Genomic DNA, 15,481 nt, shown 5'->3' with positions numbered 1-15,481 from the left:
TTCGACGCGGTCGAACCGGTCGACGACGGGTATCGGCCGGTTCGACGCGGTCGAACCGGTCGACGACGGGTATCGGCCGGCGTGACCACCCCGTCGCACGTCGGGCTCCGGACGAGTCGCGGAATCGACCCGCGCTCTGACGCGATCGACACCGCTCGCCGCGCCCAGGGGAGCGGTAGTTTTATTCCGCCAGACTGTCAGGTTCCGGACGTGAACGGCGAGATCGCGGCGGTCACGTTCGACCTGGACGACACGCTCTGTACCTACAGGCGGGACGCGTCGGCGGTGCTCGCGGCCGCCTTCGACCGGGCGGGCGTCGAGCCGCTGTTCAGGGCGGCCGAGTACGCCGACCGGTACCCCGACTACCTCGAGGCGAGCGTCGACGTCGAGGACCTCAGGCGCCGGTGCTTCGCCGACCTCGTCGCGGAGCGCGGCGGCGATCCGGCGGTCGGCGAGGCCGTCGCGGACGCCTACGCGACCGAGCGCGACCAGCGCGCCGTCGATCCGCTCCCGGGTGCTCGCGAGGCGCTCGACGCGCTCGCCGATCGGTACGCCCTCGCGCTGGTGACGAACGGCGACCGGTCCATGCAGCGGGCCAAGCTCGCCGGCGTCGGGATCGACGGCGCGTTCGACGTCGCGGTGTTCGCGGGCGACGAGACGGCGCCGAAGCCGGATCCGGAGCCGTTCGAGGCGGCTCTGTCGGCGCTCGACGTCGATTCGACGGAAGCGATTCACGTGGGGAACTCGCTGGAGACGGACGTCGCGGGCGCGCTGGCAGCCGGACTCCGGGCGGCGTGGGTGCCCGACGGGGACGAACCCGACGGGACGCCCGAACCCGAACCGAATTTCGTCCTCGACTCGCTCGCGGATCTCGAGACTCCGCCGTGGGAGGCTCGACCGGGTCGATCACGGCCGTAACCGCCCGCCAGCTCGGCGGGTCGCCTCGAAGACGACGTGTTCCGCCCCGGTGGCGAGCCGTTCGATCGAGTCGAACGGCTCCAGGTGGTCGCGCAGGTCGAGCGCCCGGTGGTGGACGAACGCGAACCGGCCGTCGGGCGCGAGGACGTCGGCGACGCCCGAGAAAAGCGTCGAGAGAACGCTATCGCCCGCGTGTGTCGGCGGGTTGGCGAGCACGACGTCGAACCGGCGGTCCGAGACGCCCCGGAGGCAGTCGGCCGTGACGACGGTTCCGTCGACGCCGGTTTCGCGGAGCCCGCGTTCCGCACATCGGGTCGCGAACCGGCAGTCGTCGCTGAGGTGGACGGCGGCGTTCGAGACGGCGGCCGCGTACGCGCCGATCGCGCCGTAACCGCAGCAGACGTCGAGGATTCGGCCGTCCGTCGGGAGCGACGGGCCGACCGTCTCCAGGAGCAGCCGCGTGCCGCCGTCCAGTCCGGAGGCGGCGAAGACCCCGGGAACGGTGACCAGCTCGAGGTCGACGCCGTTCACGGTCGGCCGCAGGGTTCGAGGCGTCACGTACTCGGGCGGGTCCACGGACGCCGGTCGCCGCCCGCGGAGTATCCGCCAGTCGCCCGCGTCGGCGACTCGCTCGACGTCGCCGCAGCACTCCGCCAGGACCCGCTCGTAGCGCGCGAGTCCCGTCCGCTTCGACGCGGCGAGAAACAGCCGCCCGCCGGGGCGGAGGACCGCGAGCGCGTTCGCCACGTGCTGGGCGCCGATCGCGAGGGGCGTGTACGGCTTCGGCGCGTACGCGACGGTGTCCCATCGATCCGGGAGCCCGGAGAGGTCGGCCGCGAGGGTGACGTCGGCCTCGACGCCGTTTCGACGCGCGTTCCGGCGACAGAGACGGGCCGCGCGGGCGCTCGATTCGGTCATCCGGACGGCGTCGGCCCGCTCGCCCGACAGCGTGGCGACGACACCGTAGTTCGCCTCCGGACAGAGCAGACGGCCCGGCGACTCCTCCCAGAGGTGCTCGGCGAGCAGCAGTTCGGCCCGTCGGAACGAGTCGGGAGAGACGACCCCGGCCGCGGCCTCGAACCGGTAGACGTCGGGTCCGTCCGGTACGCGGGATCGTAGTCGGAGGGCCTCCCCGCCGGTGGTCATCGGGACCCCCTCCGTCGCGCGTGCCGGATCGCGGGTCCGGACGCGCGGGCGGTCGTCGGTTCGGATCGGTCGGACGGGCGGTCGGGTCGTGTCGCGGTGTGAGTCGTGTGCTGGATCTGCATCGACGCGGATTCGACGGCTCCGGTCGGTCGACAGCGAGGCCTGCGCTCCGCTGGCGGCGAGCGGATGCCGTCCCAGAATACGAGAACCCCGGACCGTCGATCGCGGATCCGTTACCGACCGCCGTCGGGGTCACCGAGAAACGTGGCCCACGCGCCGCTGGTCGCGAAGCGCGAACCGGGTACCGAGCAGCGTGACGACCGTCGATGGCCCGACCGATCGCGGTTCCGGTCGGGTCCGACGCCCGCCCACAGTCGGCGAGCCGGCCGAACCGGATCGCGCGAGGCGGCGCGAGCCGTCGACGCCGCCGTCACCCGAGGCGGTTCGACCCCGAGTCGGCGTTCAACGTACGCGAAACCGCGTCCCTCCGGGTGAAAAACGTTCGGATCGTCGACCGATCTCACTCCCGGGGCGACACGTCGGTCACCGTGCCGACGCCCTTGGAGCGTCCCTCGCGGAAGACGAACTTCTGGCCCTCCTCGACGAGGTACGGTCGGAACTTGAACCGCACGCGGGTCTCGCCGGTGTCGCCGGGGACCAGCCGGCCCTCGTCCGGGTAGAAGGCGGCGGCCTCGCCGATGGTCTCCAGGTGGACGACGGGTTCGTAGCCGTCGCCGATGCGGGTGGGATGGTTGAGCACCATCACCTCGGCCTCGAACTCGCGGACCGGCGCGGGATCGGCGTCGGCCGGCAGCAGAACCATCCCGCGCTCGAGGGCCGACTCCTTGATCCCCTTGAGCGCGATGCCGACGATGCGGCCGGCCTGGGCCTTGTCGACGCGGTGGTAGTGCATCTCGATCGAGCGCACCTCGACCTCGCGGAACCGGCCGTCGGGCATGGGGCCGACCAGCAGCTCGTCGCCCGCCTCGACCTCGCCGGACTTGATCGTGCCCGAGGCGACGGCGCCGACGCCGGTCACCGAGTAGGTGCGGTCGACGTACATCCGGAACTCGCCGTCCTCGCCGGCGGTCTTCGGGAGGCGGTCGAACAGCTCGTCGAGGGTTCCGAGGCCGTCCATGGTGACGGCGCTCGTGCGGACGACGGGAACGACGGTGTCGCCGATCTCCTCGACGGCGGCGTCGACGCCGTGCCGGGAGACGGCCAGGGGCGACTTGTCGACCTCCCGGAGGAGGCGTTCGACCTCGCGCTCGACCTCCTCGACGCGCTCGGCGGCGACGGCGTCGACCTTCGTGATGGCGACGATGGTGGGGAGGTCGGTCGCGAGCAGGACGCCGAGGTGCTCCCGGGTGACGCGGGTGGGCCCGTCGTCGGCGGCGACGACGAGCAGGCCGTAGTCGAGCTTCTGGCCGACGAGCCCCCGGATCGTCGTCCGGAGCCAGGGTTCGTGGCCGACGGTGTCGACGAACGAGACCAGCCGGTCGGCCTCCTCGACGACGCCCGCGCGGTCGGCCTTCCGGTTCGGGTTCCGGACGTGGACGGGGCCGTCCTCGTCGAAGCCGTAGACGGCGTAGGAGAGGTCCGCGGAGAGCCCGCGCTCGACCTCGTGGGGTTGAACGTCGAGGTACGAGCGGGTCTCGCCCTCGCCGTCGTCCGGTCGGCCCGTGACGAGCGAGCCGACGAGCGTCGACTTGCCGTGGTCGACGTGGCCCGCGGTCCCGACGACCACGTGCTCGTCGTCCGTCTCGAGGACGGCGCCGTCACAGATCGTGGCGAGGCCGACCAGTCCCCCCTTGACGCCCCACGTCTGGACGTCGTCGATGTGGGCGTCGGCCTCCTCGGCGAGCAGCGAGAGCACGTCCATCGTCTCCGAGAACTCTTCCTGCGGGATGCCGGCGAGACCGCCGTCGTCGGTGACGCCGATCGCGTACGTCGCCTCGCCGTCGCCGGAGAGCACCCGGTGGCGAAGCTGGGCCGCCAGGCTCTCCCGGCGGCCCTCGGCCAGGTGAATCGTTCGAGAGAGTCGCTCCTTGAATTCGACGTTTCCCCCGTCCTGCTCGCCACGGTCCAGGGCCCGCTGCAACAGGGCCCGGTCACGGCTCATATCCCTCGCTAACGCCTCACACGGGAAAAACCTTCCCGTCGTGGCACGTTCTCCCACGGTCGACCGCGTCGACTTCGGAACCGCCTCGACCGTGTCGGGAGTCGTCGGGGTTCGCTGGGGTCGGAAATTCGTCGGCGGTTCGCTGGGGTCGGGGATTCGTCGGCGGCCCGACCGAATCGGAAATTCGCCAGCGACCCAACTGGATCGGGGGTGCCGGGGGCGCTACCAGACGGATCCCCCCGTGCTCACCGGTTCCACCGCGACTCGGGGCCGCTTTCAAGCCGCTCCAGCCCGAAGGACCCCTATGAGCGTCAGCGGCCTCTGTCAGATCTGCGAATCCCGAACCGCCCAGGAGCGCTGTGACAACTGCGGCACGCTCGCCTGCGAACGACACTACGAGCGCGGCCTCGGACTCTGTGCAGACTGCGCCGCCCAGGCGCGTCCGGGCGAAAGAGACGATACGGAGATCCACCGGTTCTGATGACGTCGATTCGCGACCTGTTCGGCGAGGCCGTCGGCTTCGGCGAGCGGTACTGCCTCCTCGTCGAGGAGCGCGACGGGACGCTGGTCGCGGACCACCCGATCGACTCGTCGCCGGTCGACGTCGTCGTCGGCGAGGGACTCGACCGGCTCCCGGAGCGACCGCCCGACGGCCCGATCCTCGTCGAGATTCGGCGGCGGTTCGACGGGGACCGGGTCGTCGGGGAAGTTGTCGACGGGCGGTGCGACGACCCGGACAACGCCTGAGGTGACGCCGGGTGCCGGCCGGGTCGTGCGACCGAGGCCGTCACGCCGTCTGGCGATCGACCGTCACGCCGTCTGGCGATCGACCGTCACGCCGTCTGGCGATCGACCGTCACGCCGTCTGGCGATCGACCGTCACGCCGTCTGGCGATCGACGGCCTCCCCGCGTGCGGCGACGACGATCGCCAGGAAGACGAGGCCGAACCCGAGTGGCAGGAGGACCAGTCCGCCGAGCGCGTAGAACAGCACCGTTCCGGCCTCGCTCGGCGAGACGGGCCACGACCGGACGAAGTGGGGGACGGCGGCCGCGAGCGAGCCGATCGCGACCAGCCAGAGCGTCCCCACCGACGCGAGCGCGATCCGGAGCGTCCGCCAGGCGTACCGCGCGCCCGGCGTGGCGACCGTCCGTTCGAGCGCGGCGACGCCGATCCGGAGGGTGAACACGAACCCGACGGCGGCGAGGATGCACGCGATCGCCGCGAGGAGCGCGCTCTCCGCGATCTGCTCGTCCGCGCCCTGCGAGACCGCCAGCAGCCACGCGATCCCGAGCCCGAATCCGACCACGAACAGTCCGGCGGCCGCGCGTCCGATCGCGGCCCAGACCGTCCGGATCGCCCGCGGATCGACCATATCCGATCGCTCGGGCGATCCCTCAAATAGGTGTCGGCGGGGGGTTCCGCGAACTCGGTGGCGGCTGAGCGATCCCAAGATCGGTGGCGGCGATCGAGGTGGGGCCGCTCGCTCAGTCTCGATACCGATTCAGCCGCTCTTTCAACCGCCTGGCCGCCTGTCCGGCCGCCGCGTCGAAGTCTTCCCCCGCGTTCTCGCCCGCGAAGATGATCCCTCTCGAGGAGTTGACGAGGCCGACGCCGTTCGCCAGGCCGTACTCGACGGCGGCCTCGGCGTCGCCGCCCTGTGCGCCCACGCCGGGGACGAGGAACGGGAGGTCCGGCACCTGCTCGCGCAGGTCCTCGAGCTCCTCGGGTTTCGTCGCCCCCACGACGAGGCCGACGTTGTCGTTCTCGTTCCAGAGATCGGCGAGCGCCGCCACGCGTTCGTAGACGGCTTCGCCGGTCTCGAGTTCGAGGTCCTGGAGGTCCGCCCCGCCGGGGTTGGAGGTGCGACAGAGCACGAAGACGCCGGCCTCCTCGTTCGCCAGGAAGGGCTGCAGCGAGTCCCGGCCCATGTAGGGGTTGACGGTGATCGCGTCCGCCGTCTCGAGGAGTTCGGCGTACCGGCGGGTCGTGTTGCCGATGTCCGCGCGCTTGGCGTCGAGCAGGACGGGGACGTCCTTGCCGTGGGCGTAGGCGATCGTCTCCTCGAGGGCCCGCCAGCCGTCCGGGTCCTCGTAGAACGCGGCGTTGGGCTTGAAGACGGCCGCGTGCTCGTGGGTGGCGTCGATGATCCGTCGGTTGAACGCCCAGCGCGGCAGGTCGCGATCCCGGAGGTGGTCCGGAATCCGGGCCAGGTCGGGATCGAGGCCGACGGAGACGACGCTGTCGACCGTGACGATCCGGTCGTGCAGTCGGTCGAAGAAGTTCATGGCGAAGGCTGGTCGGTCGACGGTCGAAAGGTTTGCTATCGGCGTCGGTCGCGGGGACGACTCCCGCCGGAGGCGGTGCCGGACTTCCTCGTGCGACGATGGAGCCGGCGGCGCTCGCTTCGAGTTCGCCGCCGAGCGGATCGTGGGATGAGCGGCCAGTCAGGCCGACTCGTCACCGACGGTGACCACCGGGCGATCGGCGTTCAACAGCAGGGACTGGGTGACGCTGCCGAACAGGACCTTGCCGACGGGCGACCGCTTGCGGGTGCTCACGACGACGTACTCGGCGTCGACCTCGCGACAGTACTCGAGCACCTGTGTGGCGGGGTCGCCGACCCGGCCGACGGTCTCCGCGCTGGCGTCGTCGTACCGCTCGGCGATCTCGACGGCCGTCTCCGCGGCGCGCAGCCGGGCCTGCCGGATCTCTTCCTGGGGCAGCGAGGAGCGATCGAGTTCGTCGAAGCCGTGGGTTTCGTCGAGGGTACCGGTGTTCGCGCCTTCGGGGAGGCGGCTGACGTCCGCCTCGCCGACGTGGACGACGTGGAGGGCGACGTCGTAGGCGTCGGCGAGCTCTCGGGCCTGTCCCACGACCGACTCCGCGCGCTCGGAGCGGTCGACCGCGGCGACGATGGGCATGACGGTGGATCCACCACGACCTCGCGTTTAGTTCTTGCAGGCGAGCGGGCCTCCGGACCGCGTCGCGCTGGCGACCGATCACCCGAACGACGGGAGCACCTCCTCGGCGAACGCCTCGACGAACGCTCCCTGGTTCGTGTTGACGTTGTGACATACCACTCGATCCACGTCGAGGTCGACGTCGGTCTCGAGCCACTCGAGGTGATCGTCGATGTTCGCGGAGACGCGGACGTGTTCTTCCACGTGTTCCTCGTGGATCTCCTCGCCGAGTTCGTCGTACTCCCCGGCGGTCCGGAGCTGCTGGGTCACGGCTCCGGGGACGCAGTTGGTGCGCCACTGATCGACCGCGCCCTCGAGGGCGGCGTCGTCGCTCTCGTCCCAGGAGAGTTGCACCTTCAGGTAGACGGGTTTCTCCGGGGCGGTCTCGCGGAACGCCTCGACCACCTCGGCGTCGCCCTCGTGGTCCGGCGTCCCCACGGTGATCATGCCGTCGACCCACTCGCAGTCGCCGAGCCACCGGGCGGTCTCCGCGGAGAGCGCGGCGCCGAAAAGCGGCGGCGCCGTTTCGGGGCGCGTCCACAGGGTGGCGCGCTCGACGGTGATCCGACCGTGGTGGGTCACGTCCGCTTCGCCGTCCCAGAGCCGGCGCATGACGTCGGCGCACTCGGCGAGGCGGGCGTTGCGTTCGTCCTTGACGGGCCAGTCGGTTCCCGTGATCCCCTCGTTGAGGAGCTGGCCGCTGCCGACGGCGAACCAGAACCGCTCGGGGTACATCTCCCGCAGCGTCGCGGCGGCCTGGGCGATCACCGCGGGGTGGTAGCGATAGCCCGGCGCGTTGACGGTCCCGAACGTCATGTCGGTTCGCGCCATCGCGGCGCCGAGCCACGACCAGACGTGCCCGGACTCGCCCTGGCGTTCGCTCCAGGGGTGGTAGTGGTCCGAGGCGAGCGCGTGGTCGAACCCGCGCTCGTCCGCCAGTTCGACGTACTTCAGTAGGTCGCTCGGCGGGAACTGCTCGTGGGAGGCGTGGTAACCGAGTTCGGTCATCTCGGGACGAACGGACCACGAATCGCCACTTAGAACCACGTGGCGCCTGTGCGTGGTCGCGCTCGCCGACCCGGCGGTCGGCCGTTCTCGGGACGGACCGATCGTCTCTCACGGTCGACCGGCCGTCCTCGGACCGGACCGATCGTCTCTCACGGTCGACCGACGATCGAACGCGCCCTCCTCGAGGTCCAGTTTCGCAGCTGTCGTCGAAGCTGTCTCCTCCCGCGCTCGCTCCCCGCGACGTGGAGGAGGTTCGCTCCGGACTGGGCGAGCCAGAGCGCCTTGTAGATCGACGCCCGACGGCGGTAAGCCGGTGGCAGGGGCGCGTGTTCGGCGTACCCCGCTCTGAACGCTCGTCGAAGTCGATCCCGTTCGCTCCGTGGGGCCGACGCGAGGTCGACGAACCGCGCCTCCGCACGGGCCAGTCCGTACCCGGCGTGGGTCACGTGGGCGTTGCCCCAGTCGAGGACGGCCGAGAGCTCGCCGTCCGTCACGAGCAGGTTCCCCGGAAAGAAGTCGCCGTGATCGAGGACCGGTCGACGCTCCTCGTCGTCCGCGGCGACGGCCGCCCGTACGTCGCGCACCGGGGCGGACGCGAGCAGGTTTCGCGCCGAGGGCCGCCGGAGGGAGAGGGCGTCGCCGTCGCGTCCGAGACCGCCGATCCGGTCGAACGCGAACGCGTCGTGGAGGACGCCGAGGGCCGCCCCGGCGGAGCGGACGACGGACCGTCGCTCGCGCGGCTCGAGATCGCGTGGAACCGCCCCGTCCAGGTGCTCGTACACCGCCCACCGGCGGATTTCGCCGCCCCGGTTCACGGTGCCGGTCGCGTACACGTCGGGCACGGGCAACTCCGTGCGGGCGCCGACCCGGTCGACGACGAGCGGTTCGACGACCTCCCCGGTCCAGACGCTCTCGCCGCCGATCTTGCACGCCGCTCGCCCGGGGTCGCCCGAGAGTTCGAGCACGTACGTGTCCGCGACTGCGCCGGTCCGGGGTGCGTGGATGGCGGTCACCGTTTCACCGAGCGCCTCACTGGCGATCCGATCCGGGACGGCCCGCTCGGCGATCGCGCGGGCTTCTCGCGGACGGTCGGACTCCCGGGTATCCCCGCCGTCGCCCGAGTCGGTACCCTCGCGCATCCGTCGACTCGGTTCGGACTGTCGGTACCCGCGACCGTATCGTTTCGGGAGGGGGCCCACCCTCCGCATCCACGCGTAATTGACCCGCGAGGCCGAACGGTCGACCACCCGATGACCGTAGCGAGAACCGAACCGTCGGCACTCGCCGGACGGACGCTTTTGCCCGTCCGGGTCGTACCTCCACCACGTCCGTATCGATCGCGACCCGCACGACCCCACTCACCCCGAGCCACATGGACTCAGCGTTCCTCCCGATCGACGACTACGGCGCTATCGGCAACGACGATCGCTGCGCCCTCGTGGGCCGAAACGGCTCGATCGACTGGTGTTGCTTCCCGCACGTCGAGTCGCCGAGCGTCTTCGCGGCGATCCTCGATCCGGACGAGGGCGGCCGCTTCGCCGTTCGTCCCGCCGCCGAGTTCGAGTCGAGCCAGGCCTACGTCGACGAGACGAACGTCCTCGAGACCTCCTTCGAGACCGACGACGGCGCGGCGACCGTGACCGACTTCATGCCCGTTAGAGACGGTGAATCGCCCGACGAACGGTTCCAGCAGGCCCTCTACCGGAAGATCGAGGGCGCCGATGGGAGCGTCGAGCTGGACGTCGTCTTCGAACCTCGCTTCGACTACGGGCGGGCCGAGACCGAACTCGAACTGGACGGAGGCACCGTCGTGGCGTACGGCGAGGAGCCCGCCGTCGAAGGTGACGATGGAGACGGCGAGGAACCCGCCGCCGAGGGCGGCGATGACGACGGCGAGCGGGTCCACGACGGAGACGACCGCGTTCACGATCACACGCCGTCCGGCGGCGAGTGGCCCTACGAGGCCGACCGCGACGCGCTCTACTTACACTGCGAAGACGAGTACGAGATCGATCACGATCGCGGGCGGGCGACCGCGACGGTGACCGTCGAGGCCGGCGAGACCCGCTGGCTCTGTCTGCAGTACGGGGCGCCGGACCACCGACCGCCCGACGCCTGCCAGGAGATCCTCGAGGGGACCGTCGACTACTGGCGGACGTGGCTCGACGGCTGCGAGGAGGGGACGGGTATCTTTACGTTCGAGGACGAGTGGCGGGACGTCCTCGTCAGGTCGGCGCTCGTCCTCAAACTGTTGATCCACGAGGAGACGGGCGCGATCCCGGCCGCCCCCACCGCATCGCTCCCGGAGGAGATCGGCGGGGAGCTCAACTGGGACTACCGGTACAACTGGATCCGGGACGCCAAGTTCACCGTCCAGGCCCTCTACAACGTCGGTCAAACCGAGGAAGCCCGACGCTACTTCGAGTGGTTCCGCGAGATCGGTCACGAGGAGCCCGCGGAGATCCAGCCGCTGTACGGCCTCCACGGCGAGACGGAGATCGGCGAGGAGTGTCTCGACCACCTCTCGGGCTACCGCGAGTCGACGCCGGTCCGCATCGGCAACGCCGCGGCGACCCAGAAGCAACTCGACATCTACGGGACGATCGTGCAGGGGATCTACGAGACGGTCCGCTACGAGGGCGGCCTCTCGACGGCCGACTGGGAATCGATCCGCGCGCTCGCGAACCACGTCTGCGATCACTGGGACGAGACGGGCGAGGGAATCTGGGAGTTCCGGGACCTCCACGAGCACTTCGTGCACTCGAAGCTGCTGTGCTGGGTCGCGCTCGATCGGGCGCTGCGGCTGGCCGACGAGTACGATCGCGAGGGACCGATCGATCGCTGGGCGGACGAGCGCGAGGCGATCCGGGAGGCCATCGAGAATCGCGGTTACGACGAGGACGTCGGCAGCTTCGTCCAGTTCTTCGGCGCCGAGGACGCCCTCGACGCCACGGCGCTGTTGATCCCGCTGTACGACTTCCTTCCGGCGGACGACGAGCGCGTCCAGCACACGATCGACACGATCCTCGAGGAGCTGACGAGCGACGACGGCCTCGTCGTCCGGTTCGCGAACAGCCCCGCCCGCCCGCGCGAGCCCGGCGGCTTCGTCCTCTGCTCGTGCTGGCTCGTCGACGCGCTCGTGCTCTCCGATCGCCTCGAGGAGGCCGCAGAGATCTTCGAGCACCTCCTCGAGCACACCTCCTCGCTCGGCCTGCTCTCTGAGATGATCCACGTCGACGACGGCGCCCACCTCGGCAACTTCCCGCAGGCGTTCAGCCACATCGGCCTCATCAACAGCGCGCTCTACCTGGCGAGCGCCCGCGAGGAGGACGGCGCGCTGTCGCCCGAGGAGCTCTCGACCGGGGCGACGGCGCCGCTGTTCCGCCGGCACGGGGAGTAGCCATTCAGTGCGGCCCGAGCTCGCGCTCGGACCGAAAATCCGACCGAAGCTGTCCGATCGCCATCGATCCTCGTCGTCGGGTCCATTTTGGACGGACGCGTCTCGACGATCGCGACGGTCGTCGAGGTTCTCTCGAAATGAGCATCCCGGGACCGTTTACTGCGCGGTGGGTTCAGTGACGGTTTTCGAAGCCCGGTCCCCTAATTTTCCGATCGGCGTCCCGAGTAACGCGAACGCGGTGAGAACCATGAGGACGCCCTGTCCAATCAACACGACGTAGACGCTCGCGACCTCGATGCCGATCCCGGCGAGGAAAATTCCGAGTGGCGGCGTGCTCACAGCCGCGATGGAGATGAGCGAAAATACCTTCCCGTGACGATCCTCGGGAAGTGCTCGTTGCACGTACGTCGTCGTGAGGACCTGAACGATCGCGGCAGAAATACCGAAGACGAGGAGCAAGAGGGTGGCAATACCGAGCGTTCGTCCGACGAGCGCCGGCGCAACCGCGAGCCCCGCGAGCGTCGTGCCCATAAGGAAGACGCCGAGGACGATTCCGAGTCCCCGGTGCCGTCGAATATCCTTGCGTATTCCGTTGACAATACCCCCGCCGAGAAAAACGCCGACGTACACGGCAGTGTAGAGTAACCCGAAAGTGGTGGCGAGGTTTCCGGTACCGACACCCCCATTCGCTTCGACGCCGAGCGCTTGTTCCCCGTAGAACGGGATGACGATCGCCAGCGGGCCCAGGGCGAGGCCGACGACCCCCGTGAGCAACAAGACGCTAGGTAACACCGGGTGGGTGATGAGGTAGGTCATTCCGTCGCGAATCTCGTCGATCACCGAACGGTCACGCTGGCCCGCACCCACGTCCGCAGAACCTGTCGACGGGTGAGGAACACGAAGTCGTGAGAGGAGCGCGGCCGCCACGAAAAAGGTCGCGGCGTTCACATAAAACGCCGCAATCGGCCCCACGATAGCGACGAGGAGGCCGGCGAACACGTACAGCGTTTTGGCGAAGGAGTCGGTCATCTGGATCAGTGCGTTCGCCGAGTCGAGCGTGCTTTCCGGAACGATTTGGGGTACGACGGCGTCTCGTGCGGGTCCGACGAACGCCTGACCGATTCCGGCGACGAGCGCCGCCAGGATGGCCACTTCGATCAGGTAGCCGGTGTTCGCGGCGATCGGAATACACAGGATAGCGACGCCTCGAAGTACCGACGCGGCAACGAGCGCTCGTGCTCGGTTCCACCGATCGACCAACGCCCCCGCAGGAAGGGTGAAAACTGCGGTCGATCCGAGGCTCGCAACCGCGACTGCCGCGATCAACAGCGGTTCCCCGGTTACGACATACACGAGGTAGATGAGCGCGATTTCGTGGATGACGTTCCCGAGTTTCGATACCAGCTGGGCGGTCCAAAGGGTTCTAAACTCCCTATCGGAGAGTGCGCTCGTAAAACTCACACTTATCGAGTAATTGTCTCGATGTGTTCTTTCGACCGAACCTGGTCGAGCAACTCTCGGTTCTGGATCGGACGGTCGCGGACGGGAGGGATATAGAGGATGTGTGCCCCCGCATCGATGGTCGACGCGATCGTCTCCAGTTCGGCAAGAGGGATCTCGACCCGCTGCGATTCGGCGATCGGATACGTCGCGGTCTGGAGCAGCTGGATCGTGTGGTCGTCGGGATAGAACTGTCGAAGATATCGCTTGAACCGCTCGAAACGCTGCGGATCGCTGTCGCCAGTCGTATGTCGGATCGTCTCCACGGCCCCGATTTGCCAGAGCATCACCGGAACGTCGGGATTCAATTCCCACTCCCGTAGCAGCAGGTCGGTCGCTTCAAACATGTGGACCCCGTTTCGTGCGGGATCGAACTCGATGTCCGCGTAGACGCAGTCGATCGCCGAGATTCCCGGTTTGATCTCGACGTCGAGTCCGCGCTCTCGCGCTCGCTCCGCGACCATCCTGCTCGGACTGACGAACACCATCGGATGACCGTAGAGCGCGAGCGCCACCGGATTATCGCGCGTTCCGGCGTCGTCCAGAACTTTCCTCGCCATCAGCTCGTACGTCGTCCGCCGATCTTCCTTTTCGGTGTACTCCGTCGTCAAATCGACGACGTGGACGTCGTATTCGTCCCGAATGTGGTCCTTGACGATTTTCTGGGCGTCGACCACGTATGCGACCTCCGACCGATCTAGGCTCTGTTGTGCCTCGATCGTCAACTGGACGTACCCGACCATGCCGGTACCGATTATAAATACGTCTACCATTGTTTAGAAAATCAATCAGGTATTCCTACGTGACGATTGGGACGGGCAGCACGTACACGCCGAGCCCGATTTCACCGAGCACATCGTTGATCTCGTTTTGATCTCCGGAGCGGAGGGCTTTCTCCTCCCGATCGCTCAGTTCGTAATCCGCAAGGGCTCGTTCGGGATCCGCCCGAAAGGTGTCGACAAATCCGGGATCCTCCATCGACCGTTCGAGTACCGAATGAACCTCTGTTACTGACATGATGCGTATTCATGTTACGGCGAACAGTATAAAAAAGTTACTATAGGCGCTCGCCTTCAAGAATTAGTTTAGGATATATTTAACAGATACTCATCGATTTCCTTTCCAGAGGACAGAGACGTAATTTATTTTAATATCTATCATATTTGGGTGAAATTATACTTGGGAAACGATAACGGTCACCCGTCCACCGTGACAGCGGGGATGATGAATCACCGACTCGCTCGTTGCACATCAGCGGTTTCGTCCTCGCCGGTTCGCCCGGTCGCGTTCCGAAGTCGTCGGAGTCGACGTAGGGACGACCTCTTTCACCGGTGCCTTGAGACGATCGCTCGCCTCCGTTTTTATCCGTCCACATCGCCTCCCCCACGATCGTATTCGCTGCGCTCGACGTACAGAGCCGGGATTCGACCGACCAAACGTAGTCTTAGATAGGGATTGGAATGCCGCGTTGAACGTGAAATCGCGTGGCCTAGAGAAACTAGGGGTGGTTCACTCCAAAGGAACGCCCGTGAAGACTGCGACCGCTGTGGACACTCGTTCCGCGTCTGCAAGTCGCGTCGTCGAAGCAGGAAGCCCCTGCCTCGAGGAACGAACGGCGCAAGCCGTGAGTGAGTAGGCGGGGGTAGTTCACAGTGGCTGGGTGAACTAGTCGCGATATCGACCCGGGCGATCGACACGGGGAGTGAGCGGCTCCGTCGCACCAACGTGGTCGGACGGCACGGGAGTGAGGTGTTTCGCCGTACCCCAGGTTCGTCGTGAGTCGTTCCTCTCGGGCCGGTCTCAGCCGCTGATGGCAGGCAGTGGGCTTTTTCCGGTGACGCCGGTATCTCCGGTGAATTCGGGCCGTTTACGCCCGCCGGTCGGCGTCGACGCCGTCGATCTCCCCTCGGTCAATGTCTCTCGGTGGAATCGCACTCGCCACGGATTTCGCGCTGCTCGTGGTCGCGGCGACCGCCCTGAGCTACCTCGCCAGGCTGACGAACCAGCCGACCATCGTCGCCTACGTCCTCACCGGGGTCGTCGTCGGCCCGATCGGCCTCAACCTCGTCACCGAGGATCAGCTGATCGAGATCATGGCCGAGCTCGGGCTCGGCTTTCTCCTCTTCTTGCTCGGGATCGAGATGCGGTTCGACGACATCAGGGAGATCGCCAGACCCGTCGGCGCGATCGCCGTCGGCCAGGCCGTCCTGCAGGCGATCGCCTCGACGGCCGTCGCCTTGCTGCTCGGCTTCACGCTCTTCCAGTCGCTGATGATCGCCCTCGCGACGACGTTCGGCGCGACGCCGATCATCGTCAAGGTCCTCGGCGACAAGGGCGACCTGAAGAGCCTCTACGGCAAGGTCGACGTCGGCATCCTGATCTTCCAGGACATCTACCTGGTGATGGCGCTCGCGATCCTCGCGGT

At 68.0% G+C, this 15,481-nt stretch carries 15 protein-coding genes; 5 read left to right on the top strand and 10 right to left on the bottom strand.

Annotated elements, in window-relative coordinates:
- Positions 1-210 precede the first annotated feature (210 nt).
- Complete coding sequence (locus QZT59_RS18690) at positions 211-918, top strand: HAD family hydrolase (protein ID WP_290819405.1); 708 nt, start codon at positions 211-213, stop codon at positions 916-918.
- Here QZT59_RS18690 and QZT59_RS18685 read toward each other — a convergent pair.
- Both QZT59_RS18685 and QZT59_RS18680 read right to left on the bottom strand, forming a co-directional pair.
- Positions 907-2,064 carry a methyltransferase gene (locus QZT59_RS18685; RefSeq protein WP_290819403.1) on the bottom strand — a complete coding sequence of 386 codons (1,158 nt, stop codon included), beginning with the start codon at positions 2,062-2,064 and terminating at the stop codon, positions 907-909. The genes QZT59_RS18690 and QZT59_RS18685 overlap by 12 nt on opposite strands.
- A gap of 520 nt (positions 2,065-2,584) precedes the next feature.
- Positions 2,585-4,186, bottom strand: coding sequence for a GTP-binding protein (locus tag QZT59_RS18680; RefSeq protein WP_290819401.1), 1,602 nt, complete (start codon positions 4,184-4,186; stop codon positions 2,585-2,587).
- A 304-nt stretch (positions 4,187-4,490) separates the two neighbouring features.
- Between QZT59_RS18680 and QZT59_RS18675 the strand changes: the two genes are divergently transcribed.
- Together QZT59_RS18675 and QZT59_RS18670 are read left to right on the top strand one after the other, a co-directional pair.
- A complete protein-coding gene (locus QZT59_RS18675) occupies positions 4,491-4,667 on the top strand; it encodes a hypothetical protein (protein ID WP_290819399.1) in 177 nt (58 codons plus the stop codon).
- Positions 4,667-4,933 (top strand): hypothetical protein, encoded by a 267-nt coding sequence (locus tag QZT59_RS18670; protein ID WP_290819398.1) that lies wholly within the window; start codon positions 4,667-4,669, stop codon positions 4,931-4,933. Before QZT59_RS18675 ends, QZT59_RS18670 begins: the two co-directional genes overlap by 1 nt.
- 132 nt (positions 4,934-5,065) lie before the next feature.
- On the opposite strand, the gene QZT59_RS18665 is transcribed toward QZT59_RS18670, so the two are convergent.
- From QZT59_RS18665 to QZT59_RS18645, 5 genes are all read right to left on the bottom strand, one after another.
- Positions 5,066-5,560 carry a hypothetical protein gene (locus tag QZT59_RS18665; protein WP_290819396.1) on the bottom strand — a complete coding sequence of 165 codons (495 nt, stop codon included), beginning with the start codon at positions 5,558-5,560 and terminating at the stop codon, positions 5,066-5,068.
- 112 nt (positions 5,561-5,672) lie between these two features.
- Positions 5,673-6,473, bottom strand: a complete 801-nt coding sequence (pyrF, locus tag QZT59_RS18660) for an orotidine-5'-phosphate decarboxylase (RefSeq protein ID WP_290819394.1) — start codon at positions 6,471-6,473, stop codon at positions 5,673-5,675.
- Between the two features lie 159 nt (positions 6,474-6,632).
- Positions 6,633-7,109, bottom strand: coding sequence for a universal stress protein (locus tag QZT59_RS18655; RefSeq protein ID WP_290819392.1), 477 nt, complete (start codon positions 7,107-7,109; stop codon positions 6,633-6,635).
- A gap of 78 nt (positions 7,110-7,187) precedes the next feature.
- Positions 7,188-8,156: a TIGR03885 family FMN-dependent LLM class oxidoreductase gene (locus tag QZT59_RS18650; protein ID WP_290819390.1), complete on the bottom strand. Its 969-nt coding sequence runs from the start codon at positions 8,154-8,156 to the stop codon at positions 7,188-7,190.
- Positions 8,157-8,305: 149 nt separating this feature from the next.
- The gene (locus QZT59_RS18645; protein WP_290819388.1) at positions 8,306-9,295 is read right to left on the bottom strand and encodes a phosphotransferase family protein; all 990 of its coding nucleotides are present in this window, start codon (positions 9,293-9,295) and stop codon (positions 8,306-8,308) included.
- Positions 9,296-9,528: 233 nt separating this feature from the next.
- Between QZT59_RS18645 and QZT59_RS18640 the strand changes: the two genes are divergently transcribed.
- Entirely contained in the window at positions 9,529-11,556 is a 2,028-nt protein-coding gene (locus QZT59_RS18640) for a glycoside hydrolase family 15 protein (RefSeq protein WP_290819386.1), read from the top strand.
- Between the two features lie 156 nt (positions 11,557-11,712).
- Here QZT59_RS18640 and QZT59_RS18635 read toward each other — a convergent pair whose 3' ends face one another.
- From QZT59_RS18635 to QZT59_RS18625, 3 genes are read right to left on the bottom strand one after another with little or no spacing between them, the layout of a single operon-like run.
- Positions 11,713-13,017, bottom strand: a complete 1,305-nt coding sequence (locus QZT59_RS18635) for an MFS transporter (RefSeq protein WP_290819384.1) — start codon at positions 13,015-13,017, stop codon at positions 11,713-11,715.
- Positions 13,018-13,019: 2 nt separating this feature from the next.
- Positions 13,020-13,829: an SAM-dependent methyltransferase gene (locus QZT59_RS18630; RefSeq protein WP_290819382.1), complete on the bottom strand. Its 810-nt coding sequence runs from the start codon at positions 13,827-13,829 to the stop codon at positions 13,020-13,022.
- Positions 13,830-13,854: 25 nt separating this feature from the next.
- The gene (locus QZT59_RS18625; RefSeq protein ID WP_290819380.1) at positions 13,855-14,073 is read right to left on the bottom strand and encodes an Os1348 family NHLP clan protein; all 219 of its coding nucleotides are present in this window, start codon (positions 14,071-14,073) and stop codon (positions 13,855-13,857) included.
- An 896-nt stretch (positions 14,074-14,969) separates the two neighbouring features.
- Here QZT59_RS18625 and QZT59_RS18615 point away from each other — a divergent pair.
- Positions 14,970-15,481: cation:proton antiporter (locus tag QZT59_RS18615; protein ID WP_290819378.1), on the top strand; the 512-nt coding region annotated here is incomplete at its 3' end.

This window comes from Halovivax sp. (genome assembly GCA_007119345.1).
GTDB lineage: Archaea > Halobacteriota > Halobacteria > Halobacteriales > Natrialbaceae > Halovivax.
This window is presented reverse-complemented; position numbering and strand designations above follow the sequence as displayed.

What these genes read in the sequence shown, in the direction of transcription:
- QZT59_RS18685 (WP_290819403.1), bottom strand. Translation starts at nt 2,064, where the DNA reads ATGACCACCGGCGGGGAGGCCCTCCGACTACGATCCCGCGTACCGGAC.
- QZT59_RS18680 (WP_290819401.1), bottom strand. Translation starts at nt 4,186, where the DNA reads ATGAGCCGTGACCGGGCCCTGTTGCAGCGGGCCCTGGACCGTGGCGAG.
- QZT59_RS18675 (WP_290819399.1), top strand. Translation starts at nt 4,491, where the DNA reads ATGAGCGTCAGCGGCCTCTGTCAGATCTGCGAATCCCGAACCGCCCAG.
- QZT59_RS18670 (WP_290819398.1), top strand. Translation starts at nt 4,667, where the DNA reads ATGACGTCGATTCGCGACCTGTTCGGCGAGGCCGTCGGCTTCGGCGAG.
- QZT59_RS18665 (WP_290819396.1), bottom strand. Translation starts at nt 5,560, where the DNA reads ATGGTCGATCCGCGGGCGATCCGGACGGTCTGGGCCGCGATCGGACGC.
- pyrF (WP_290819394.1), bottom strand. Translation starts at nt 6,473, where the DNA reads ATGAACTTCTTCGACCGACTGCACGACCGGATCGTCACGGTCGACAGC.
- QZT59_RS18655 (WP_290819392.1), bottom strand. Translation starts at nt 7,109, where the DNA reads ATGCCCATCGTCGCCGCGGTCGACCGCTCCGAGCGCGCGGAGTCGGTC.
- QZT59_RS18650 (WP_290819390.1), bottom strand. Translation starts at nt 8,156, where the DNA reads ATGACCGAACTCGGTTACCACGCCTCCCACGAGCAGTTCCCGCCGAGC.
- QZT59_RS18645 (WP_290819388.1), bottom strand. Translation starts at nt 9,295, where the DNA reads ATGCGCGAGGGTACCGACTCGGGCGACGGCGGGGATACCCGGGAGTCC.
- QZT59_RS18640 (WP_290819386.1), top strand. Translation starts at nt 9,529, where the DNA reads ATGGACTCAGCGTTCCTCCCGATCGACGACTACGGCGCTATCGGCAAC.
- QZT59_RS18630 (WP_290819382.1), bottom strand. Translation starts at nt 13,829, where the DNA reads ATGGTAGACGTATTTATAATCGGTACCGGCATGGTCGGGTACGTCCAG.
- QZT59_RS18625 (WP_290819380.1), bottom strand. Translation starts at nt 14,073, where the DNA reads ATGTCAGTAACAGAGGTTCATTCGGTACTCGAACGGTCGATGGAGGAT.